This is a genomic window from Pseudarthrobacter sp. CC12, from assembly GCF_039907755.1.
GTDB classification, from domain to species: domain Bacteria; phylum Actinomycetota; class Actinomycetes; order Actinomycetales; family Micrococcaceae; genus Arthrobacter; species Arthrobacter niigatensis.
Genome location: NZ_JARDJH010000026.1, coordinates 1 through 22,533 on the forward strand (window position 1 = coordinate 1; position 22,533 = coordinate 22,533).

Sequence of the window (22,533 nt, forward strand, 5' to 3'; positions counted from 1 at the left end):
GTGGAGTCCAGCTCGGAGACCTGCGAAACGGGGACGTCCCACCAGGACTCGGAGGACGGGGCGTCAAGGAGCGGGTCCGATTCGACGTGGATCAGGATCGGGCCACTGTTCTCGGGGGCGGCCTTGGCGTCGCGGATGGACTGTTCCAGTTCGGCGATGACTTTCCCACCGGGCTCGATCCGGATGACCTTCACGCCCAGGGACTCGGCGTTAAGGGCCAGGTCCACCGGCAGGGTCTCGCCGTCGTCGAAGCTGTGCTGCTCCTCGTCCAGCGCCCGGTACTGGGTGCCAAACCGCTGGGACCCGAGGGATTCGGACAGGGAGCCGATGGAGGCGTAGCCGTGGTTCTGGATCAGGACCACGATCAGCTTGATGCGTTCGGCAACGGCGGTGACCAACTCCGTGTGCATCATCAGGTAGGAACCATCCCCCACCATCACGACGACGTCCCGCACCTGATCAGCCGACCCGCCTGCCGCCTTCGTACGTGCTGCTTCGGCGATCGCGGCGCGCTTCACGCCCAGTCCGCCGGGGATCTCGTAGCCCATGCAGGAGTAGGCGTATTCGACGTGGTAGCCGAACGGGTCCCGTACGCGCCACATCTTGTGCAGGTCACCGGGCAGGGACCCCGCGGCGCAGATGACCACGTCGCGGGCGTCCATGGCCCGGTTGGTGGCGCCGATGATCTCGTTCTGCGCCGGCAACGGGGTGTACCGGGTGTCGAACGCCTCGTCCACGGTGGCGTTCCAGCGCTTCTTCTCGGCGGCGACCTTCTCTTCCAGGTCCGCCCCGACCCGGTACCCGCCCAAGGCTGCGTTGAGCTTGACCAGGGCCTTGCGGGCATCGGCAACGATCGGCAGCGCGGTGCCGTGCTTGTAGGCGTCGATCGGGGCGACGTTGATGTTCACGAACTTCACGTCGGGGTTTTGGAACGCGGTCCGGGACGCAGTGGTGAAGTCCTCGTAGCGGGTGCCGATGCCGATGACCAGGTCCGCCGCGGCGGCGATGGCGTTGGCCGCCGTCGTGCCCGTGGAACCAATGGCACCGAGGGAGAACTGGTGGTCCCAGGGCAGCACGCCGACGCCTGCCTGCGTGTTACCCACTGGAATCCCGGTCAGCTCGGCGAACTTTGCCAGTTCCTCGTTGGCGTAGGCGTAGAGGACGCCGCCGCCGGCGATGATCAGCGGACGCTTCGCGGCGCGGATGGCTGCGGCGGCGCGGGCGATGTCCTCGTCGTCGGCGTCGGGGCGGCGGATCCGCCATTCCCGCTCCGCCAGGAACTCGGCGGGGATGTCGAAGGCTTCGGCCTGGACGTCCTGCGGCAGCGAAATCGTGACAGCGCCGGTCTCGGCGGGGTCCGTCAGGATCCGCAGTCCGTGGTGGAACGCGGAGAACAGCTGCTCCGGACGGTTCACCCGGTCGAAGAACTTGGACAGCGGCCGGAACGCGTCGTTGACGGTGATGTCATAGGCGTACGGCTGCTCCAGTTGCTGCAGGACGGGGTCGGCCGCGCGGGTGGCAAACGTATCGGACGGCAGCAGCAGCACCGGGAGCCGGTTGGTGGTGGCCAGGGCGGCGCCGGTGAGGAGGTTGGAGGAACCCGGACCGATCGAGGTGCTGATGGCGTAGGTCTGGCGGCGGCGGGTGTGCCGGGCGTAGCCGACGGCCTGATGGACCTGGGCCTGCTCGTTCCGGCCCTGGTAGTAGGGCATCAGGGCCGGGTCCTGCTGCTGGTACTGCTTCAGCGCCTGGCCCACGCCGGCCACGTTGCCGTGCCCGAAGATACCGAACGTGCCCGGAATCAGCCGCTCACGGTAGTCAACGCCGCCCACCGTGTCCACGGTGTACTGCTTGGAAAGGTATTCGACGACGGCCTGGGCCACCGTCATCCTGCGCGTAGTTGTGCCCATGGCTAGTTCTCCGGGAGTTCTGTGGTGTGGTGCAGGAGCGAGGCTGCCGCGGCAACGGCGCCGGCGACGTCCCCGTCCGCGGGGTATAGGAGGGTCCGGCCAACGGTGAGGCCCTGGACGCCGGGCAGGGACAGGGCAGCTCCCCAGGTGGCGAAGACTTCGTCCTGGGATCCGTCCGGGTCACCGCCCAAGAGGACGGTGGGCATGGTGGTGGCGGCCATGACGCGTTCCATCTCCGCCACCACGGGAAGCTTCATCCAGGTGTAGGCGCTCGTGGAACCCAGGCCCTCGGCGATGGCGATGGACTTGATCACGGAGTTGGTGGAGAGGTCGTTGCGGACCCGGCCATTTTCGCGGACCGACAGGAACGGCTCCACCATGGCGATCAATTTCCGCTCCGCCAGGGAATCGATGGCCTTGGCTGTCGCTTCCAGGGTCACCACGGTGTCCGGGTCGCCCAGGCAGATACGGGTCAGCATCTTGCCGCCGTCCGCACCCAGGGCCGCCAAAGCGGCGGCGGTGTGGCCGGTGAACCGGTCGTCGAACTCGTTGACCAGCCCGGACAGCCCGCCACGGTTCATCGATCCGAACACCAGCTTGCCGTCCAGGGCCCCCAGCAGGAGCAGGTCGTCCATGATGTCCGGGGAGGCCAGGACACCGTCAACGGCCGGATTCGCCAAGGCGATCTGCAGCCGGTCCAGCAACTGGCGCCGGTCCGCCATGGCCACGGGATCGTTGCCGACGGACAGGGCACCGCGCGCCGGGTGGTCGGCAGCGACGATGAAGTTCTGCCGGCCGGCCTTCAGGCCAGGGTGGCGGCGGCGCGCCTTCGCGGCGCGGGCCACGGCGTCCGGGTCTTCGAGGCGGATGGTGCTCAGGTGCTCGTAGCGGCGGGGATTGTCATCCACGGCGTTGGTCGAGGCGGCGTGCGTGAGGGTCACAGTGCTGCTCCTTCGGGAATTGAAGCGCCGGAAGCCGCACCCGGCACGGTACGGCCGCGTTCGGCCAGCAGCGAGGTGACCTCGTCCGGCGTCGGCATCGCATCCGCGCAGGACAAGCGGGAGGCCACAATCGCTCCCGCGGCGTTCGCGTAGTCCAGGACCTGCTCCAGCGGCCAGCCGGACAGCAGCCCGTGGCAGAACGCGCCGCCGAACGAATCACCGGCGCCCAGGCCGTTGAGGGTTTCCACCGGGACGGGGGCGGAGACCACGCGCTCGGTACGCGTCTTGGCCATCACGCCTTCGGCACCGAGCTTGACGACGGCGATCTCGACGCCGGCGGCAAGCAGCCGGTCCGCCTGCTCGTCCGGGGTTCCCTCCCCTACGGCCACGGCGCATTCCTTGTCATTGCCGATGGCGACGGTTACATGCGGGAGGATCCTGGCCACTTCTGCGCGGGCTTCATCCTCGGAGGCCCAGAACATGGGCCGGTAGTCCAGGTCTAGGATGGTGAACTGCCCCTCGGCCAGGCCGGTGCGAGGGCGGCCCTCATGGGCAGCGAGGTGCGCGGAGCGGGAAGGCTCCTGGCACAGGCCGGTCACCGTGGACCAGAAGATGCGGGCCCCGCGGATGGCTTCGAGGTCCAGCTCTTCAGCCTTGATCTGCAGGTCCGGAGCGGTGGGAAAACGGCCGTAGAAGTACAGCGGAAACTCGTCTGTGGCCGGTTTAATGGCGCAGAATGTGACCGCCGTGGGCCAGTCCCTTACCGGCGTGACGAACGTGTCGTCGACATTGAACTTGTGCAGTTCCCGGTGCAGGTAGGTGCCGAATGCGTCGTCCCCGGTGCGGGTAATGACGCCCGTCCGGCGGCCGTGGCGGGCTGCGGCAACAGCGACGTTGGACGGTGAACCGCCCAGGTATTTGCCGAAGGAGTTGACGTCCTCCAGGCCAACCCCAATGTCGTTCGGGTAGATATCAACGCTGATGCGCCCGATCGTAAGAAGCTCGTGGGTCACGGTGATCGTGGACCTTTCTGGTGTGGAACTCGGGTCCTTTGCGGAGCAGGGGGTCCGGGACTGGCAGGCCGTGGCGTGGGCCACACGGACTACTTTGCCCTAGATCGAATGTCCTGTCAAAGGTTTGTACTGACATACTTACAACATAAATTCGAACAAGCCACCCCAGATGGGCACGCTCGCGCTACTTCCGCGGAACGGCCAATTCGCCCGTCACGTACTGGGCGCGGCCAAAGCCGAAAGACCAGTCGCCGGCAGTATTTTCGACATAGCCGATGAAGACGTCCTCGCCGGCAACCCCAACTTCGGCAAGCTTTTCAGCCACCGCAGCAAAGAGCTGTTGCTTGGCCTCCTGGGACCGGCCGGCCTGGGTGAAGATCTGGATCATCACCACTCCCCCGGTGCGCTCGAACCCCAGTCCGGCATCCTGCGCGAAGATTTGCCCCCGCGGGTGCTCGGTAAGGATGTGGAAGTAATCCCGCTCCGGAATGCCGTACTCCGCAAGGATCGCGTCGTGGATTCCGCGGCTCAGCTGCTGCAGCTCGCCCGCGGTGCGGCCTTCGTTAACGTCAATGCGAACCAATGGCATGGAGCTTCTCCTTCACGTAGTTTGTACTGACATACTAACAAACAGGATTTTGATATCGCAAGACACCTCTTGCGGATGATGACAGGCAGGCCTAATATTAATCAACCTAGAGGTTGATAAACATTTAGGTTGATTATGAGAGGGTGGGAATCGTGGCGGATGACGACGCGGCTTTGGACGTGGCTTTCCTGGCCCTGGCCGACCCCGTTCGTCGACGCATCATCGCCCGGTTGAGCCGTGGTCCGGCCACCGTCAATGACCTGGCCGAACCCTTCGAGATTTCCAAACAGGCAGTTTCGAAGCACATCCAGGTACTCGAGCAGGCAAATTTGGTCACCCGCAGCAGGGACGCCCAGCGCCGGCCCGTCCACCTGAACCCTGCACGGCTGGAGGCGCTCACTGCCTGGATCGACCAGTACAGGCTGGTCCGCGAAGGGCAGTTCCGCAGCCTCGATGCGGTGCTTGAATCCAGCGCCGGGCAAACGGCGCCAAAGGCAAAGGACAGGAAATGACCAACGAACTGAAGATCACCGCCCCCGAGGGGCTCCCCTACATCGACTTCGAGCGTGAGTTCGACTTTCCGGTCGCGGAAGTGTTCCGGGCCCACAAAGACCCGGAACTGGTGGTCCAATGGCTCGGCCCGCGGGGCATGAAGATGGAAATGGACCACTACGACTTCCGCACCGGCGGAAGCTACCGGTACATCCATACCGGCCCGGAGGGGGTGCCGTACGAGTTCCGTGGCATGTTCCACACGGTGCGCGAGAACGAGTTCGCCCTGCAGACCTTCGAGTTCGGTGGCTATCCGGACTCGGTCAGCCTGGAGTCCATGACGTTCGAGGAGCTCGACGGCGGCCGGTGCCGGCTGCGGGGCCACGCCATGTACCAGAGTATGGAGGCACGCGACGGCATGCTGCACTCAGGCATGGAGGGTGGCATGTCCGAAGGCTACGAGCGGCTGGACGAACTGTTGGCGGGCGCATCGGTCTGACGCAGGAGGAGGGCTTCGTCCAGCACACGGCCAAGGTTGTCGGCATCGTGGGCGAAACGGCCCAGGAAGAGTCCGTCCGCGGCCGGCAGCCGGGGAAGCAGTCCGGGCCCGGCGCTGCCGCCGTAGATAAGGGGGCAGGCAGGGCCAAGCTCTGCACGGATCCGCGCCAGGACGGCGTTGACGTGGTGCGGTGGGGCGGGCTCCTCCGCACCGATGGCCCAGACTGGTTCGTAGGCCAGGACCAGGCGGTTCAGCAGGGCGGGGTCGCCGTCCGTGGCGGCGCGGACCTGTTGCACGCAGAAGGCGGCGGCAGCTCCGTCGTCGAGCCTGTCCGGCTCGCCGATGCAGAGCAGCGGGGTGAGGGACTGTTCGACGGCGGCACGAACCTTGCGTGCCACCACGGCGTCGTCCTCCGCGAAAAGTTTGCGGCGTTCGGCATGGCCGATCTCGACGAGGGAGACGCCAAGTTCGGCCAGCATGCCGGGGCTGACTTCACCGGTCAGTGGCCCGTCGCCCCAGGCGCAGTTCTGCGCGCCGAGGAGTACGGGCGAACCTGCCAGGATCCGCGCGGCCGGCTCCAGGACAGGGAAGGAAGGGATGACGAAGACCCGGACCGGGGACTCCGTGGCAGAATCCATGCCCAGTCCGGGCCTGTTGTCTACGATGGAACGCACCTCCGACAGCCAGCGCAGGCTTGCCTGGTAGCCCAGGTACATCTTGGTGCTGACACCGATGTAAAGGGGGCTGTTGCCTGTGCTGCTGCCGGAGGTGCTCATGGTTTCCTTGCGTGGATGGAGTGGAGCGCTCAGTCGAGCAGGTCGTCGGCCTTGTTCTTGAACCGCTTGGTGGCGAACATCATCGCCGCCGCCACGAACGGCAGGACGCCCAGGGCGTAGACGCCCATGGAACCCGTTGGCGACTGGGTGGCCTCATTGACAGCGGTACGCAGGATGGGTGCCACGAAGCCGCCCAGGTTGCCCAGGGAGTTGATCAGTCCGATACCTGCGGCGGCAGCGGACCCGGCAAGGAAGGCGGTGGGATAGGACCACACCACCGGGCCCACGGCCAGGAAGCTGCAGACGGCCAGGGTTATGAAGATCATGCCCAGGACGGGCTGGTGGTTGGTACCTGCCCAGGCCGACCCGAAGATGCACAGGCCGGTGGAGATGAACAGGATGGTGCCGAACTTGCGGCGCTTGGCCACCGTGTCTGCGGCCTTGCCGATGAAGTAGCAGGAGAAGATGCCGAAGAACCACGGGACGGCGATGAGCAGGCCGACGGCGAGCCCCACCTTCTGTCCGGTCAGCGAGGACACCTGCTGCGGCAGGAAGAACGTCACGCCGTACACCGCGACCTGCAGGCAGAAGTAGATCACGGTGAAGTACCAGACCCGGCCGTTGCGCATGGCGGCGAGGATGCCGCGGGGCCCGGTCTCGTCCTTGATGGTGTCCTCCAGGGCCATGACCTCCTTCAGCGCGTACTTTTCCTCGCTGTTAAGGAACTTGGCCTTTGCGGGGCCGTTGATCAGGAAGAAGAACGCCGCGATGCCGGCCAGGACCGCCAGCAGGCCCTCAACGAAGAACATGACCTGCCAGCCACGCAGTCCCGGCACCTGGTCGCCGATGTTGATCAGCCAGCCGGAGAGGGGGTTGCCGATCATCTGGGAGAACGGCTGGGCCAGGTAGAAGATGGCGAACATCTGCACGCGCACCTTGTTGGGGAACCATTCGGCGAGGTACATGATCACACCGGGGAACAGCCCGGCTTCAGTCACGCCCAGGAGGAAACGCAGGATTACGAACGAGGTCTCGCCCTGCACGAACGCGAAGCATGCCGAGACGATGCCCCAGGTGATGGCGATGCGCGCCAGCCAGATCTTGGCACCGACCTTCTTGAGCAGCAGGTTGCTGGGAATCTCGAAGAGCGCGTAGCCAATGAAGAAGATGCCGGCGCCGAGGGCGAAGGCCGCGGCAGACACCCCCTTGTCCGCCCCTAGGGCGGCCTCGGCAAAGCCGACGTTGGTGCGGTCCAGGAAGGACACAACGTACAGGATGACCAGCATCGGCATAAGCCGGCGGGCTGCCTTCGAAATCGCGGACTTCAGGACCGGACGGGCCAGGAGTTCCTTGGATGTTGCGGTGGTTTCGGACACGACACTCTCCTTCGAGTGGTGACGTTGGTGGTTCCGCGGGCCGGCGGTCCGCGGGGCTTGTGGTGGCACCCTGGTTGGGGTGCCGTCAGTGCATGTACAGGCCGCCGTCGACGTTCAGCGTCTGGCCGGAGATGTAGCCGGCGTCCTCGCCGATGAGGAAGGAAATGGCCGCCGCGATGTCGCGGGTGGAGCCCACCCGGTTCACCACCAGGTCCTTGACGAGTTCATCCTTGCGTTCCTCGCTGAGGGTGCCGCCCATGATGTCGGTGTCGATCGGACCGGGTGAGATCGCGTTGACCGTGATGTCGTACGGGCCCAGCTCGCGGGCCGTGGCGCGGGTCAGGCCGATGACGCCGGCCTTGGCCACCGAGTACGGGGTCTTGCTGAAGGTTCCGCCGCCGCGCTGCGCCGAGACGGAGGAGATGTTGACGATCCGCCCCAGCCGGTTCTTGACCATCGATTCGGCCACGCGACGGGTGGCGTAGTGGACACCGTTCAGGTTGATGCTGAGCACGCGGTCCCATTCGGCGGCGTCCAGCTCGAGGTACGGCACCGGGGAGCTCACGCCGGCAATGTTGGCGAGGGCCACAAGCTGCGGAAGTTCGGCCTCGATCCCGTCGATGGCCGCCCGGACCGACGCCTCGTCGCTGACGTCTGCACCGGCACCGTGGGCTTTGATTCCGTGTTTCTCGGCAAGCTCCTTGGCCGCGGCCTTACAGGCTGCGTCGTCGATATCGATCACGCCGATGTTCCAGCCGCGCTCTGCAAGGTAGTCCGCGGTGGCCCGGCCGATGCCGCGCTCGGAGACGGCGCCGGTAACGATCACCGTGCGGTCTGTGGGAAATGCTGTCATGGAGGGTTCCTTAGGGATCAGGAAAGCGGGGCCGGGCCCAGCTCTTCAATGAGCTTCTGCATGGCGACGTACGCCTTGTTCCGGTAGGCAACAAGGGCGGCGGTCCGGTCTGCCGGGACGTCCAGGAATCCGGACCCGGTCTTGGTGCCCAGCTGGCCGGCGTCGACCTTTTCCTGCAGGACCTTCGGGGTGGCGAACCGCTCCGGGAACCCCGTCTGGAGGGACTTGTAGCAGAACGCGTAAACGTCCAGGCCGGCCATGTCGGCGATCGCGAACGGCCCGAAGAACGGCAGCCGGAAGCCGAAGGTGGTGCGGACCAGGGTGTCCACGTCCTCCGCGGTGGCAATGCCTTCTTCCACGACCTGGGCTGCCTCATGGAACAGGGCGTACTGGAGCCGGTTCAGCACGAAGCCGGTGACGTCCTTGACGGTGGCGGTTTCCTTGCCGGTCTCCCCCACGATGGTGCGCGCGGCCTGGACCGTGGCCTCCGACGTCCCTTCGTGCGGTATGACTTCCACACCGGGGATGAAGGGGGCCGGGTTGGAGAAGTGGACGCCCAGGAAGCGCTCCGGATTCTCCACCACTTCGGCGAGCTTGGCGATGGAGATGGTGGAGGTGTTGGAACCGATAATGGCGTCCGGCCGGGCGGCGGCGCTGATCCGGCCCAAAGTGGCGTGCTTGATCTCGAGGATCTCCGGCACCGCCTCCTCGATGTATTCGGCGCCGGCCACGGCTTCTTCGATGTCCTTGGCGGCCCAAAGGTTTTCCTTGAGCAGGTCCGTGGCGTTGGCCGGGAAGAGGCCGGCCGCCACGAATTCGTCGGATTCCTTCAGCAGCCGCTCGTAGTTGCTTTGGGCGATTTCGGCGGAGACGTCGGCGAGTGCCACGCGGGCTCCTGCCAGTGCCAGGACCTGGGCGATCCCGCCGCCCATGTAGCCTGAGCCGACGACGGCGATGTTGCGAGTGGTCATTTGTCCTCAAGTCCTTCCGACGCGTCCTCATAGGAGGAAATGGCGTCTACTTTGGCCGCGGATGCGGAGTTTTCATCGAAGCGGTAGTTGAGCCACTCGCCCACCAGCTTCTTGGCCAGTTCAAGGCCGATGACGCGCTGGCCCATGGTGAGGACCTGGGCGTTGTTGGACAGCACGGAGCGTTCCACGGAGTAGCTGTCGTGCGCTGTGACGGCCCGGATGCCCGGCACCTTGTTGGCGGAGATGGCCACGCCCAGGCCCGTGCCGCAGATCAGCAGGGCGCGGTCCGCTTCGCCGGCAGCCACCTTGCGGGCGGCGGCGACGGCCAGGTGGGGGTAGGCCGTGGTGTCGTCGGCGCCGACTCCCACGTCTTCCACCGACGCGACGCGGGGGTCCGCCTCCAGCAGTTTGCGCAGGGCATTCTTGTATTCGACACCGGCTTCGTCATTGCCGACAACGATGCGCCAGCCCGGCTGGGATTGCTCAGTCATCAGGGTTCTCTCCTTTAGTGGCTTTCGATGGTGGCGGCGTAATCGGCCAGCCGCCGGGCGATGAGGCCGAAGGACACAGCACCGGGGTCGGGATGGCCCAGGCTCTTTTCGGCCAGCGGGCGTGCCCGGCCCTTCTTCGGGCTGAGCCCGGCGGTCTCGTCAGCGGCTTTTGCTGCCGCCTCCGCTGCCGCACGGAGGCTTGCGGCCAGGCTGCCGCCGTCGTCAATTGCGCGGTTGAAGGTCTCGGCGAACGGAAGCAGCGCATCCACCATGGTCTTGTCCCCGGCTTCCGCCTTGCCCAGGGTGACGATGGCATCGCGGAGGGCGTTGACGGCTGCGGCCGCATCCGAGGCGGTGTAGGAATTTTTGCTGCCCAAGGTTTTGCCGACGGCGGCGACGGCCGCGCCCCACAGGGCGCCGGAGGTGCCGCCGGCGCGCTCGGCCCACTGCTCGCCCGCCGCCGTGAGGAGTTCCTCGAGCCCGGCGCCGGCCGCGTGGGACTTCTCTGCGGCGGCAACGGCGGCATCAACGCCGCGGCGCATGCCGATGCCGTGGTCGCCGTCCCCGGCGATGGCGTCCAGTTTGCCAAGCGCGTCCTCGTGTTCGACGACGACGGACCGGGCTTCCTTCAGCGCGCCCACCGCCGTGGCGGCCAGGGCAGTCGACGCCGGCGTGGCGGCCAGCGCGGGCGCCGTTCCAGCTTCGGCGAGTGCCTCCACAGAGCGGGCCCGGCGCGGGGCCAGGTTGCCCTTGCGGAAGGCAGGGGTGTCGGCAGGCGCTGCCCAGAATTTCTCCAGTTCCGCGTCCAGCCAGAACAGCGTCAGGGACAGCCCGGACATGTCCAGGCTGGTCACCAGCTCGCCGCACTCCGGCTCCACGATTTCCAGTCCGGCCCCGGTCAGCAGCGCCTCGATCTTGCCGAAAAGCAGGAAGAGTTCGTCGTACTTGACCGTTCCCAGGCCGTTCAGGATCGGCACCACCCTGGTGCCCGCGGCGTCCGGCTTGTCCTTCAGCAGGCCGTCGACCAGGAGCCGGGCAAGTTCGCTGGCGGTTGGCAGGGGCTGCTCGGAGATGCCCGGTTCACCGTGGATGCCCAGACCCACCGACATCATGCCCTCAGGCACCGTGAACAAAGGTTCGGCTGCCCCGGGAAGGGTGCAGCCGGCAAAGGCAACGCCGAGCGAGCGGGTGTTGTGGTTGGCCTTGATGGCGAGGCGCTCCACCTCGTCCAGGTCCAGGCCGGCTTCCGCTGCCGCGCCGGCCACCTTGAAGACCGTCAGGTCCCCGGCGATGCCGCGGCGCTTGGTGATTTCCTCCAGCGGGGCGCTGGCAATGTCATCGGTGACCAAGACGGTCCGGGTCTCGATTCCTTCGGCGTTCAGTTTGTCCTGGGCCTGGCCAAAGTGAAGGACGTCGCCGGCATAGTTTCCATAGCTGAGCAGGACTCCCCCGCCGGCCTGGGATGCCTTGGCCACGCGGTACACCTGCCCCGCGGAGGGGGACGCAAACATATTGCCGCAGGCGCTTCCGGCGGCCAGCCCTGCGCCCACCAGGCCGGCAAAAGCCGGGTAGTGGCCGGAGCCGCCGCCGATGACCAGGGCCACCTGGCCGGCGGGTGATTCGGTGGAGCGGACAACACCGCCGTCGACACGCGCCACATACTGGCGGTTGGCGGCCACGAAGCCGTCAAGGGCGTCGTCTGCGAACTGCGCTGGATCATCAAATATCTTTGTCATGATTCCTCGTTGAACCCGTTGGATCGGTTGGGAAGCCTGCCGGCTAGCGTGCAGGGACTGCCGCGGGGGTTTGCCGGCCCTGCGCCACCAGGCTGGTGCCCAGGGTGTAGCCGTCGCGCTTGGGCAGGACCTGTCGGCGGAGGTAGTCCTGGTTGGCGGCTGTCACGCTCAGGCCGTCGCCGCCGTAGTGCTCCGTGCAGATCACGCCCTGGAAGCCGACCGAGATGGCGAACTGGAACGCCTCGCGGTAGCTGATGAGGCCTGATTCCATGGGAGCCGGCATGGCGACGTACTGGTTGCGGGCCTGGTCTTCGTCACGGATGTAGTTCTTGACGTGCCAGTAGTTGGAGTACGGCAGGGTCTTGTGCACCAGCTCCCGCCAGTCTTCGATGGGGCGGTGCAGGCGGATCAGGTTGCCCAGGTCCGGGTTCAGCCCAACGTTCGGCAGGTCGATGTCCTGGACCAGCTGCACGGAGGAATCGCCGGTGCCCAGGTACGTGTCCTCGTACATCTCCAGCGACACCAGCAGGCCAAGTTCGGCGGCGTGCTTGCCCACTTCGCGGATGCGGGTGACGGCGTTGTTCCAGCTTTCCTTGTCACCCACCGGGTCCTTGTGGCCCTCGACGGTCCAGAACCACAGCTGCTTCCGCTGCTCGGGGGTGATGGCCTGGTGGAGCCCGATCGAGACAACCTCGCAGCCAAGCTGTGCCGCGGCTTCGAGCGTCCGGTGGGTGTAGGCAAGGTTTTCCTCCCAGTTGCCTTCCTCGATCACGCTGCGGCGGATGGCGGAGATGGAGGGAAGGCCGAGGCCCGCAGCCGTGGCGGCGGCTTTCAGCTCGTCCAGCCGGACGCTGGAAAGGTCGCCGGGACGGACCCAGCTGTCTGTGAGGTCGGCATTGGTGAAACCGGCGTCCGCCACTTCTTCGAAGACCTGCTGCCATTCGCTGGCAGGGGCGTCCTGGACGGCGGTTCCGTCCGGCCGGGTTCCGGGGAACTGCAGCAGGGCGGCGGCGATGGGCCAGTTTTCAGCGGTGTACGGCATTGTCACTCCAGATCATGAATCGCATTTCCTATAGGATCTACGCTGATAAGCGATCTTGTCAAGGGTTTGCAGGTGGACTCCCCTGGGGGAGTCGTGGGTTGGGGGTCTTTCCGGACCCCGGGCGTGCTGCTAGCTGCGCACTTCGCTGTCGTGCTGCGAGCGCTGCTTGACGCCCTCGATGTGGTCGATCATTTTTTGCCGGGCGAGTTCGGCGTCGCCGGCTTCAAAGGCCTTGAGGATCTCGGTATGTTCGGCGATGGCGTAGTCGGCGTCGGTTACGCCCAGGCCACCAAAGAAGCGGAAACGCTGCACCTGGCCGCCCAACGCGTTGTAGGCGGACAGCAGGAATTGATTTTCCGCCGACTCGGCAATGAGCCGGTGGAAGCGCTCGTCCGCTTCCCAGTAGGCCCGGAACTCGGCAAAGGACGGGCCGCGCGGCGCGGCTTTCAGGTCCTCGATGGCCTGCTGAAGCTGCCCGGTAAGCTCCTGGTCTGCGTGCCTGCAGGCCATGAAGGCGTTGGCTGGTTCGATCACAAGCCGGGCGTCCATCAGGTCCGCCAGCTCTTCCGGAGAAAACAGCGGGGCTACCCGGTAGCCCCGCAGCGCCATCCTTCGAACCATGCCGGTGGCTTCCAGCCGGGCAAGCGCCTCCCGCACCGGCGTCGGCGAGACGTCCAGCTCCCTGGCCATCCCGTCAATGCTGACCGGCGTACCCGCTTCCAGCCGGCCGTCCATAAGGGCAACCAAAAGCGCCTCGTAGACGTGGTCCGCGAGGACCTGCCTGCTCACCCCGCCGGTGGCCTTGTTCTTGGTTGCCATGTAGAAATCCTATAGCCGCTGTAGGGGCGGGACGTTGCGGATGACGCACTGCGGCGGCGGTGCCGTGCGGCCGGCGGGCCGTACGGCACCGTGCGCCGGGGTGCCGGGAAAGCGGACGTCAGGAAACCTGCAGGCCTCCGTTGATGTCATAGGTCGCGGCTGTGATGTAGCCGGCATCCTCGCTGAGGAGGAACGCGATCAGGGCAGCCACTTCCTCGCGGGTTCCCACCCGGCCCATCATGATCCCCTCGGACATCTGGGCCTTGCGCTCGTCACTCAGCGTTCCACCCATGATGTCCGTATCGATCGGGCCGGGCGCGATGGCGTTCACCGTAATGTTGTGCTCACCGACTTCGCGCGCCAGGGCACGGGTGAACCCGAGGATGCCGGCCTTGGAGGCGCTGTAGGCGACCTTGGAGTACGTTCCTCCGCCGCGCTGGGCGGAGATGGAGGAGATGCTGACGATCCGCCCGAGCTCCCGCTCAATCATGCCCTTGAGGACCCGCTGGGACACCACGAAGGTGCCACGCATGTTGATGGCGAAGACCTTGTCCCATTCCGCCACGGTGGTTTCCATGAAGGGAGTGGGGGAACTGATTCCGGCCAGGTTGACCAGTCCCACGATGGGCGGAAGGGACTGCTCAATTTCCGTGATGGCACGGTCCACCGAAGCCTCGTCCGAGACGTCGGCGCCTACGCCGATCGCCTTGACGGCACGGCTGGAGCCGATTTCCGCCGCTGCCGCCCTGGCGTCTTCGGCGTTGATGTCCAGGATGGCGATGGACCAGCCCTGGCTGGCCAGCCGGTCTGCGGTAGCGCGGCCAATACCCCGGGCGGATGCCGCCCCGGTGAGGACCGCGGTACGTTCTGCGGGGAATGCGTGCTCTGTAGTCATTGCTGTTTCCTAGTGGGTATCGGCGGCAGGAACGGTGGCTCCGGGTGCGGAGACACCTTCCGGCCGCTTGCGTGCGTAAAGGTAGGTGGCGGCGGCAGTCACGGCGAGGCAGGCGGCCAGGAACACCAGGCCGGTCTGGGAGTTTCCGGTGGCGTCCTTGAGGATGCCCACGATGTAGGGGGCCACGAAGCCGCCCAGGTTGCCGAGCGAGTTGACCATGGCCAGTCCGGCTGCTGCCGCGGCGCCGGTGAGGGCGGCGGACGGCATAGCCAGGAAGGGCGCAATTGCGGAGTAGATGCCCATTGCTGCCAGGGTCAGGAAGACCATGGCGAGCACGGCGTTGACGGGGAGCAGGAAGCCGGCGCCCAGGAGTCCGACGGCGGCAAGCACCATGCTGGCGCTGGCGTGCCAAACGCGGTTGCCGGTGCGGTCCGAACGCTTGCTCCAGAAGTAGACGAACACAGCAGCGATGGCGTACGGGATGAAGACGATGAATCCCACCTGCGTTGAGTCGAACGTTCCGAGCGCCTTAACGATGGTGGGCAGCCAAAGGCCAAGGCCGTAGATGCCGCAGACCAGGCCGAAGTACAGCGCCGAATAGGCAATGGTGCGGGAGTCCTTCAGGCCGGCGAGGAAGTTGTGGTTGCCGGCCTTCTGCTTGTCCGCCAGCTCCGCAGCCATGGTGGTGGAGAGCCATTCGCGTTCTTCCGGCTTGAGCCACTTGGCGTGTTCGGGGCGGTCCGTCATGACGAAAGGCGTAATGATGCCCAGGATGATGGCCGGGATGCCTTCGAGGATGTAGAGCCACTGCCAGCCGTGCAGGCCGGCCACGCCCTCGAGGTTCAGGAGCATGCCGGACACTGGCGCGCCCAGGGCGTTGGAGATGGGCTGGGCGAGGATGAAGATGCCTAGCACCGTCACGCGCTGTGCTGCCGGGAACCACAGCGTCAGGTAGAAGAGGATCGCCGGGAAGAAGCCGGCCTCCGCCGCGCCGAGGAGGAAGCGGATGACGTAGAAGGTAGCTTCACCGTTCACCAGGAACATCGCGGTGGCGAAGATGCCCCAGCTGATCAGGATGCGGGCGATCCATTTGCGGGCGCCGAAGCGGTACATGCCGCCGTTGGATGGAATCTCCAGCAGTGCGTAGCCGAGGAAGAAGATGCCGGCGCCCAGGCCGTAGGCAGCTTCGGTCAGGCCGATGTCGCCCTGCATGCCGAGCTTGGCAAAGCCCACGTTGTTCCGGTCCAGGTAGGCGATGAAGTAGAGAAGGACGATCAGGGGCATCAGCCGCCGGCGGACCTTGCGGAGGGTGGTCTCGCCCAGTTGGCTGAGTGCGGGGGCAGTGGCACGGGAGGTCATCGCAGGCCTCCGGTGGTGGTGTGGGGACCCTCAAAAGGGGAATGCGCGCGCATGACGACTCCTTTGGCTGGCGGCATTTTCGGGGGTGACATCAGATGTCAGATGTCTGACTGAGATTCTAGTCACAGGTAAATGTGGTCGTCAACACCAGACGCATGGCAGACCCCTCCGCAGATCTGGTGGATTGCCTGCCGCCCCCTGGAGGCTGCACCGGAGGGATCCTAACGGGCCGTCGTTTCGCTCCGGCTGGACATGGCAAGGAACTGCTCGTAGTCCTCAAAGGTCTGGGTGATGTGGGCATCCATGGTGGACCGGGCCGTGGCAGGATCGCCGGCCGCGATGGCAGCAAGGACCATCTTGTGGTGGTGGATGGCATGGCGCTGCACATCCGGGAATGCCGAGGTTTCGCGACGCATGGCATACAGCAGGGTGGAGAGCTGTCCCAGCAGGGCGGGCACGAAGGGGTTTCCGGAGGCCCGCAGCACGGTGTCGTGGAAGGCGATGTCGGCCACGGTCAGCGCGTCCACGTCTCCGGCCTGGTGTGCCGCTTCCATTTGCTCCACGCTGTCCTGCAGGGCGGTAAGGTCGGCGGGCCGGTGGCGGGAGGCAGCGAGTTCGGCGGCCCCGGTCTCCACCATGCGGCGGACTTCCAGCAGGCGCAGGGCCACCTGGTCGGAGGCCACTCCCCTGGATGCTGCGCGCATGATGGCGTCCAGCCCGGTCCAGCGCTCCGGCGGGTTGACGAAGGTGCCCAGGCCGCGCTTGACGTAGACAACGTCCTGCGCTTTGAGCACCTTCATGGCTTCCCGGGCCGTCAGCCTGCTGACACCCGATTCCTTGGCGATGTCAGCCTCAGGCGGCAGGGCGTCGTCGGCCTTTATGTCCCCGCTGATGATGTGCTCGAGGACCTTGTCCACGACGGCGTCGACCAGCGTGGGTCGTTTTTCTGCCATCGATAATCCCCTGCCTGCGCGCCCGGGGCGCCCTGTTTTCCTGTGCCAACATTACTCGACGGGGCTGGGCAGGCGCCGCCCGCCGTCGTCGCCAGCCGTTAAACAAAGAAAGCGGGGCCACCCGCAGGTCCGTCCCATGACTGGAAACGGACCCGGGGATGGCCCCGCGTTCTGAAGTGCTGCCTACAGGGCGGCGTAGACCTCGCGGAGCAGCTTGGCGGTCTCGGACGGCGTCTTGCCGACCTTCACGCCGGCGGCCTCGAGGGCTTCCTTCTTGGCCTGTGCGGTGCCTGCGGAACCGGAGACGATGGCGCCGGCGTGGCCCATGGTCTTGCCCTCCGGGGCCGTGAAGCCGGCAACGTAGCCGACGACCGGCTTGGTGACGTTGGCCTTGATGAAGTCGGCTGCGCGCTCTTCGGCGTCGCCGCCGATTTCACCGATCATGACGATGGCCTTGGTCTCGGGGTCAGCCTCGAACGCAGCCAGGGCGTCGATGTGCGTGGTGCCGATGATGGGGTCGCCGCCAATGCCGATGGCGGTGGAGAAGCCAAGGTCGCGCAGTTCGTACATCATCTGGTAGGTCAGCGTACCGGACTTGGAGACCAGGCCGATGGGGCCCTTGCCGGTGATGTTGGCGGGGGTGATGCCCACCAGTGCTTCGCCGGGGGTGATGATGCCGGGGCAGTTCGGGCCGATGATGCGGGTGACCTGGTTGCCGTCGGCGTCCACCTTGGACTGGGCCAGGGCCCAGAATTCGGCGGAGTCCTGGACGGGAACGCCTTCGGTGATGACCACGACGAGGCCGATGCCGGCCTCGATGGCTTCTACGACGGCGTTCTTGGTGAAGGCCGGCGGCACGAAGACGATGGAGACGTCGGCGCCGGTTTCAGCCATGGCTTCCTTGACGGTGCCGTAGACGTTGATTTCCTTGTCGCCGTGCAGGACCGTGGTGCCGGCCTTGCGGGCGTTGACGCCGCCAACGATGTTCGTGCCGGCCTTGAGCATCAGGGCGGTGTGCTTGGTGCCTTCGCCGCCGGTGATGCCCTGGACGATGACCTTGGAGTCTTTGTTCAGATAGATAGACATGGTGCGTCCCTTTACTTCGCTGCGTTGGCGAGCTCGGCGGCCTTGTCGGCGCCCTCGTCCATGGTGGCGGCCAAGGTAACCAGCGGGTGGTTGGCCTCGTTGAGGATGCGGCGGCCTTCCTCGACGTTGTTGCCGTCGAGGCGGACTACCAGCGGCTTGTTGGCAGCGTGGCCCAGCTCGGCCAGTGCGCCGACGATGCCCTTGGCGACAGCGTCGCATGCAGTGATGCCGCCGAAGACGTTCACGAACACGGACTTGACCTGCTCGTCGCCCAGGATGACGTCCAGGCCGGCGGCCATGACCTCGGCCGAGGCGCCGCCGCCGATGTCCAGGAAGTTGGCGGGCTTGACGTTGCCGTGGTTCTCGCCGGCGTAGGCCACGACGTCGAGGGTGGACATAACCAGGCCTGCACCGTTGCCGATGATGCCTACTTCGCCGTCGAGCTTGACGTAGTTGAGGTCCTGCGCCTTTGCCTTGGCCTCAAGCGGGTCGGCAGCGTCCTTGTCCTCGAGCTGCGCGTGCTTGGCGTGCCGGAAGTCGGCGTTCTCATCCAGGGAGACCTTGCCGTCCAGTGCCACGATGTCGCCGGCGCCGGTCTTGACCAGCGGGTTGACCTCCACCAGGGTGGCGTCTTCCTTCTTGAAGACATCCCAGAGCTTCAGGATCACGGCGGCGACCTTGCCGCGCAGTTCCTCGGCGAAGCCTGCGGCGGCGACGATTTCGTCGGCCTTGGCCTGGTCGATGCCCACGGCGGGATCGATGGCGATCTTGGCCAGCGCTTCGGGACGTTCGACGGCGAGCTGCTCGATCTCCATGCCACCTTCAACCGAGCACATGGCAAGGTAGTTGCGGTTGGCGCGGTCGAGCAGGACGGAGAAGTAGAACTCCTCGGCAATGTCTGCACCCTGGGCAATCATCACCTTTTTGACGGTGTGGCCCTTGATGTCCATGCCCAGGATGTTCGTGGCGTGCTCAAACGCCTCGTCAGCGGACTTTGCGACCTTGACGCCGCCGGCCTTGCCGCGGCCGCCTACCTTGACCTGTGCCTTGACAACGGTAACGCCGCCGATCTTCCCGGCAGCTGCCTTTGCTTCTTCTGGGGTGTACGCCACGATGCCGGCAAGCACGGGTACACCGTGCGCCTCGAACATATCGCGCGCCTGGTATTCAAACAGGTCCACGGTTTAGTGTCCTTCTACGTCGAAGTAGTTTCTGTACAGTCGGACACCATCTGTACGACGATGACCGGGCTGCGGATTGCACGCACCGGCGGCCTGTCTGGAAACGAGCCACGCGGCGTAATGCTCCATGGGGAACTCTAGTCCTTTGGAGGGACCGGGCCGTCCCAGACTACCCCTTATGTGAGTAAGCACACTATTCTATGGACGGTAGAAAAACCGCGGATTTACGGGGTTTTTTGGCCCTCGGACTGCGGCGGGTGGCTGGTTTTGGCTGGCCCCTGAATCAGCTCGTAACGTTTGGGCGAAACGAAGAATCCGACGCCGGCGGAGACGTTTCCGCATGCCACACCGTCGTTGTACGCGGAGCAGCGCAGCCCGTTGCGTTCCAGGTTCTGCCCGTCCGCCAGCACAGGCAGTTGGGCCAGGGGCCCGGTCTTGCTCCCCTTGGGCCCGAAAGCGGCTTCCATGGGTGTGACGCCGGAGCGGCATTCGCCGTAGCGGGCATGGTCCGGTGTCAGGAGGGCCACGCCGCCCAGGTAGCCCAAATGGGTTCCGGCGCAGTCGCCCTTGGTGTCGTCCGGCTGGAGCGCCGGATACGTGGCGAGCTCGCAGTAGGCTACCGGAACAATGGGCAGCTTGTTGTTGGTGGCGTCGCTGTAGCGGTTCTGCTCGTAGGGCAGGTTCAGGTGTTCCCCGCGGGCGGACGTGAGCGAGCACGCGACGGTCCGGTCGGCGGTGATGAAAGAGAGGACGTCGTCGCCGCTGGAGAATGTCTTCGCATCAGCCAGCGGTGCCTTTTCCAGCTGCTCCATGGGCTGCAGCGGAGCCGGCGGAACGTAGGCGGGGTCTTTGGTGGTCACCGTGCAGCCCGTGGCAATGATAATCAAAAGGGCGGCGAGCATCCCCCACACAGTCCGTCGCATGGCCTCCATTATGCCCGGGCGGGCGCGCCCATCAGGCGTCGAGTTTGGTGAGGGGGGCGTAGCGCAGCAGCAGGCGCTTTTCGCCGACGTCGAACTTCACCTTCGCCACGGTCTTGTCTCCGGCTCCTTCAAGGGCCAGGACCGTTCCGTTGCCGAAGCTGGTGTGGTTGACCTTGTCCCCCACGCTCACGGCAATGATTTCCTTCTGCGGTTGAACCCGGGTCTTGGCAAGGAACGCCGGAACGTCGGCATTGAACCCTGCGGACGAATCTGCCGCCGCTCCGCGTGAGGTGCCGGCGCCCCAGAACGAACCGCTGTACCGGCCCGAACCAATCGAACCACCCCCGGCCCATGACTGGCGGCTGGTTCCCTCCCGTTTCCATTCCAGGAGCTCTGCGGGGATTTCCTCGAGGAACTGGCTGGCGGGGTTGTACTGGCTCTGGCCCCACATGCTGCGTACCTCGGACCGGGTCACGTACAGCCGCTTCCGGGCACGGGTGAGCCCCACGTAGGCCAGCCGGCGTTCCTCGGCGAGCTCCTTGGGGTCGGTGGCTGAGCGCTGGTGCGGGAAGAGCCCGTGTTCCATGCCGGTCAGGAACACCACTGGAAACTCCAGGCCCTTGGCCGTGTGCAGGGTCATCAGTGTCACCACGCCAAGCCGTTTGGCTTCGGCCACGGCGGCGTCAATGTCCGCGCCGGGGGCGTCCGGGATCTGGTCGGCGTCTGCCACGAGGGACACCTGTTCAAGGAAGGCGCCCAGGCTTCCCTCCGGATTCTCCTGCTCGTACTCGCGGACCACGGCCACGAGCTCGGCGAGGTTTTCCACGCGTGACTCGTCCTGCGGATCGGTACTGGAGCGCAGCGCCGCGAGGTAGCCGGTCTGTTCAAGGACCGCTTCGAGTGCTGCGGCAGCCCCGGACCCGGCAGCCACCTCGGCGAGGTCGTCCAGCATTTTCACGAAGCCCAGGACGGCGTTGACCGAACGGGTGGCCATGCCCGGAGCCTGGTCGGCGCGGCGGGCGGCTGCCATGAAGGACGTGCGTTCGCGGCTGGCGAGGGCCGCCACGGCGCCTTCGGCACGGTCCCCGATGCCCCGCTTGGGTTCGTTCAGCACCCGGCGGAGGTTGACGTCGTCGTCCGGGTTCACCAGGACACGCAGGTACGCGAGGGCGTCCTTGATTTCCTTGCGCTCGTAAAAACGTGTGCCGCCCACCACTTTGTACGGCAGGCCCACCCGCACCAGCACGTCCTCGATGGAGCGGGACTGGGCGTTGGTGCGGTAGAAGATGGCGACGTCGCCCGGGCGGAGGTTCTCCTCGTCCTGGAGCCGGTCGATCTCCTTGGCGATGAACTGCGCTTCGTCGTGTTCGTTTTCGCCAACGTAGCCGATGATTTTGTGGCCTTCGCCTTCAGCCGTCCACAGCCGTTTCTCGGGCCTGTTGGGGTTGCGCGAGATCACCGAGTTGGCGGCACTCAGGATGTTCTGGGTGGAGCGGTAATTCTGCTCCAGCTTGATGGTTCGGGCCTCGGGGTAGTCCTTTTCGAACTCCACGATGTTCCGGATGTCAGCGCCGCGGAAGGCGTAGATGGACTGGTCCGAGTCGCCCACAACGGTAAGCTCCGACGCGCCGGGGCCTTCGCCCACGATCTCCCTGACCAGGGCGTATTGGGCGTGATTGGTGTCCTGGTATTCGTCCACCAGGACGTGGCGGAACCGGCGGCGGTATGACTCTGCCAAGGCCGGGAAGGCGCGGAACATGTAGACGGTCTCGGCGATGAGGTCGTCGAAGTCCATGGCGTTGGCCTGCCGGAGGCGCTGGGTATAGCCCTTGTAGACGTCCGCCACCGCGTGTTCGAAGGGGTCGTTGTAGTTGGCCTCCGAGGCAAAGGAGTCGGCGTCGATGAGCTCGTTCTTCAACGCGGAAATCTTGTGCTGGATGGCCTTGGGCGCAAACTTCTTGGGGTCCAGGTCCAGGGACTTGGAAACCTGGGTAACCAGGCGCAGGGAGTCGGCGGAGTCGTAGATGGAGAAGTTGGATTTGAGGCCGACATTCGCCGCTTCCTGGCGCAGGATCCGCACGCAGGACGAGTGGAACGTGGAGATCCACATGATCTTGGCGCGTCCGCCCACCAGGGCCTCGATGCGCTCCCGCATTTCCGCGGCCGCCTTGTTGGTGAAGGTAATGGCCAGGATTTCGCCGTGGTGCGCCCGGCCGGTGGCGATCAGGTAGGCGATCCTGTTACTGAGCACGCGGGTCTTGCCCGAGCCCGCGCCGGCGACGATCAGCAGCGCCGATCCGCCGTGCTTGACCGCTTCCTCCTGCTGCGGGTTCAGCCCTTCCAGCAGCTGGGCAGCATCCGGGCGGCGGCTGCCATGGTGGCCGTCGTCCTGCCGGTTACCGGCGTTCCGGCTGGACTGTTGCCAGCCGCCTGAGCGGTGAAGACCGCCATCCTGCGGATCCGGCATCCCGCCCGGCCCCGCCGTGGTGGCAACGCCCTCAGGCTCCGTCCTGGTGCGGGCGGTGGAGGCAGGAGCGGCCTTGAACGGTCCGTCAGAGTACGGGTCAAACAACATATCCATGGTGCCTACAAGTCTAGGCGGTGGGACCGACAACGCCTTCCAGGCTG

General features: G+C 65.8%; 21 protein-coding genes. 2 read left to right on the forward strand and 19 right to left on the reverse strand.

Translation table 11 applies throughout. The annotated features are described in order from the left end of the window. From iolD to PV772_RS16290, 4 genes are all read right to left on the reverse strand, one after another. Positions 1-1,910, reverse strand: a 1,910-nt coding sequence (iolD, locus tag PV772_RS16275; RefSeq protein ID WP_347886826.1) for a 3D-(3,5/4)-trihydroxycyclohexane-1,2-dione acylhydrolase (decyclizing), incomplete at its 3' end; no start/stop codon positions are given. 2 nt (positions 1,911-1,912) lie between these two features. Continuing rightward, positions 1,913-2,851, reverse strand: a complete 939-nt coding sequence (locus PV772_RS16280; protein ID WP_347886827.1) for a deoxyribose-phosphate aldolase — start codon at positions 2,849-2,851, stop codon at positions 1,913-1,915. Continuing rightward, complete coding sequence (iolC, locus tag PV772_RS16285) at positions 2,848-3,864, reverse strand: 5-dehydro-2-deoxygluconokinase (RefSeq protein ID WP_347886828.1); 1,017 nt, start codon at positions 3,862-3,864, stop codon at positions 2,848-2,850. The genes PV772_RS16280 and iolC overlap by 4 nt, the downstream gene beginning before the upstream one ends. A 184-nt stretch (positions 3,865-4,048) precedes the next feature. Beyond that, complete coding sequence (locus PV772_RS16290; RefSeq protein ID WP_347886829.1) at positions 4,049-4,453, reverse strand: tautomerase family protein; 405 nt, start codon at positions 4,451-4,453, stop codon at positions 4,049-4,051. A gap of 152 nt (positions 4,454-4,605) precedes the next feature. On the opposite strand from PV772_RS16290, the gene PV772_RS16295 reads away from it, so the two are divergent. Next, positions 4,606-4,965, forward strand: a complete 360-nt coding sequence (locus tag PV772_RS16295) for a metalloregulator ArsR/SmtB family transcription factor (RefSeq protein WP_141161354.1) — start codon at positions 4,606-4,608, stop codon at positions 4,963-4,965. Then, complete coding sequence (locus PV772_RS16300) at positions 4,962-5,444, forward strand: SRPBCC family protein (protein ID WP_347886830.1); 483 nt, start codon at positions 4,962-4,964, stop codon at positions 5,442-5,444. Before PV772_RS16295 ends, PV772_RS16300 begins: the two co-directional genes overlap by 4 nt. On the opposite strand, the gene PV772_RS16305 is transcribed toward PV772_RS16300, so the two are convergent. From PV772_RS16305 to pcrA, 15 genes are all read right to left on the reverse strand, one after another. Continuing rightward, positions 5,402-6,220 (reverse strand): triose-phosphate isomerase family protein, encoded by an 819-nt coding sequence (locus PV772_RS16305; protein ID WP_347886831.1) that lies wholly within the window; start codon positions 6,218-6,220, stop codon positions 5,402-5,404. The genes PV772_RS16300 and PV772_RS16305 overlap by 43 nt on opposite strands. A gap of 29 nt (positions 6,221-6,249) precedes the next feature. Next, positions 6,250-7,596, reverse strand: a complete 1,347-nt coding sequence (locus tag PV772_RS16310) for an MFS transporter (RefSeq protein ID WP_347886832.1) — start codon at positions 7,594-7,596, stop codon at positions 6,250-6,252. A gap of 85 nt (positions 7,597-7,681) precedes the next feature. Further along, complete coding sequence (locus PV772_RS16315; protein WP_347886833.1) at positions 7,682-8,449, reverse strand: SDR family oxidoreductase; 768 nt, start codon at positions 8,447-8,449, stop codon at positions 7,682-7,684. Positions 8,450-8,466: 17 nt separating this feature from the next. Further along, positions 8,467-9,420, reverse strand: coding sequence for a 3-hydroxyacyl-CoA dehydrogenase family protein (locus tag PV772_RS16320; protein ID WP_347886834.1), 954 nt, complete (start codon positions 9,418-9,420; stop codon positions 8,467-8,469). After that, positions 9,417-9,911 carry a ribose-5-phosphate isomerase gene (locus tag PV772_RS16325; RefSeq protein ID WP_141158012.1) on the reverse strand — a complete coding sequence of 165 codons (495 nt, stop codon included), beginning with the start codon at positions 9,909-9,911 and terminating at the stop codon, positions 9,417-9,419. Before PV772_RS16325 ends, PV772_RS16320 begins: the two co-directional genes overlap by 4 nt. Before the next feature lie 14 nt (positions 9,912-9,925). Continuing rightward, a complete protein-coding gene (dhaL, locus tag PV772_RS16330; RefSeq protein ID WP_347886835.1) occupies positions 9,926-11,647 on the reverse strand; it encodes a dihydroxyacetone kinase subunit DhaL in 1,722 nt (573 codons plus the stop codon). A 43-nt stretch (positions 11,648-11,690) separates the two neighbouring features. Beyond that, the gene (locus PV772_RS16335) at positions 11,691-12,689 is read right to left on the reverse strand and encodes a sugar phosphate isomerase/epimerase family protein (RefSeq protein WP_347886836.1); all 999 of its coding nucleotides are present in this window, start codon (positions 12,687-12,689) and stop codon (positions 11,691-11,693) included. 129 nt (positions 12,690-12,818) lie between these two features. Further along, the gene (locus tag PV772_RS16340; RefSeq protein ID WP_347886837.1) at positions 12,819-13,508 is read right to left on the reverse strand and encodes a GntR family transcriptional regulator; all 690 of its coding nucleotides are present in this window, start codon (positions 13,506-13,508) and stop codon (positions 12,819-12,821) included. 118 nt (positions 13,509-13,626) lie between these two features. Beyond that, positions 13,627-14,403: an SDR family NAD(P)-dependent oxidoreductase gene (locus tag PV772_RS16345; RefSeq protein ID WP_141158016.1), complete on the reverse strand. Its 777-nt coding sequence runs from the start codon at positions 14,401-14,403 to the stop codon at positions 13,627-13,629. A gap of 9 nt (positions 14,404-14,412) precedes the next feature. After that, a complete protein-coding gene (locus PV772_RS16350; protein ID WP_347886838.1) occupies positions 14,413-15,762 on the reverse strand; it encodes an MFS transporter in 1,350 nt (449 codons plus the stop codon). A gap of 221 nt (positions 15,763-15,983) precedes the next feature. Continuing rightward, positions 15,984-16,715, reverse strand: coding sequence for a FadR/GntR family transcriptional regulator (locus PV772_RS16355; RefSeq protein ID WP_141158018.1), 732 nt, complete (start codon positions 16,713-16,715; stop codon positions 15,984-15,986). A gap of 183 nt (positions 16,716-16,898) precedes the next feature. Next, positions 16,899-17,801 carry a succinate--CoA ligase subunit alpha gene (sucD, locus tag PV772_RS16360; protein ID WP_018769572.1) on the reverse strand — a complete coding sequence of 301 codons (903 nt, stop codon included), beginning with the start codon at positions 17,799-17,801 and terminating at the stop codon, positions 16,899-16,901. 11 nt (positions 17,802-17,812) lie between these two features. Continuing rightward, positions 17,813-18,982 (reverse strand): ADP-forming succinate--CoA ligase subunit beta, encoded by a 1,170-nt coding sequence (gene sucC / locus PV772_RS16365; RefSeq protein WP_141158019.1) that lies wholly within the window; start codon positions 18,980-18,982, stop codon positions 17,813-17,815. A gap of 224 nt (positions 18,983-19,206) precedes the next feature. Continuing rightward, on the reverse strand, positions 19,207-19,914 hold the full coding sequence (locus PV772_RS16370; RefSeq protein WP_347886839.1) for a hypothetical protein: 708 nt from the start codon (positions 19,912-19,914) through the stop codon (positions 19,207-19,209). Positions 19,915-19,936: 22 nt separating this feature from the next. Continuing rightward, positions 19,937-22,486, reverse strand: coding sequence for a DNA helicase PcrA (gene pcrA, locus PV772_RS16375; RefSeq protein WP_141180828.1), 2,550 nt, complete (start codon positions 22,484-22,486; stop codon positions 19,937-19,939). Positions 22,487-22,533: the final 47 nt, after the last annotated feature.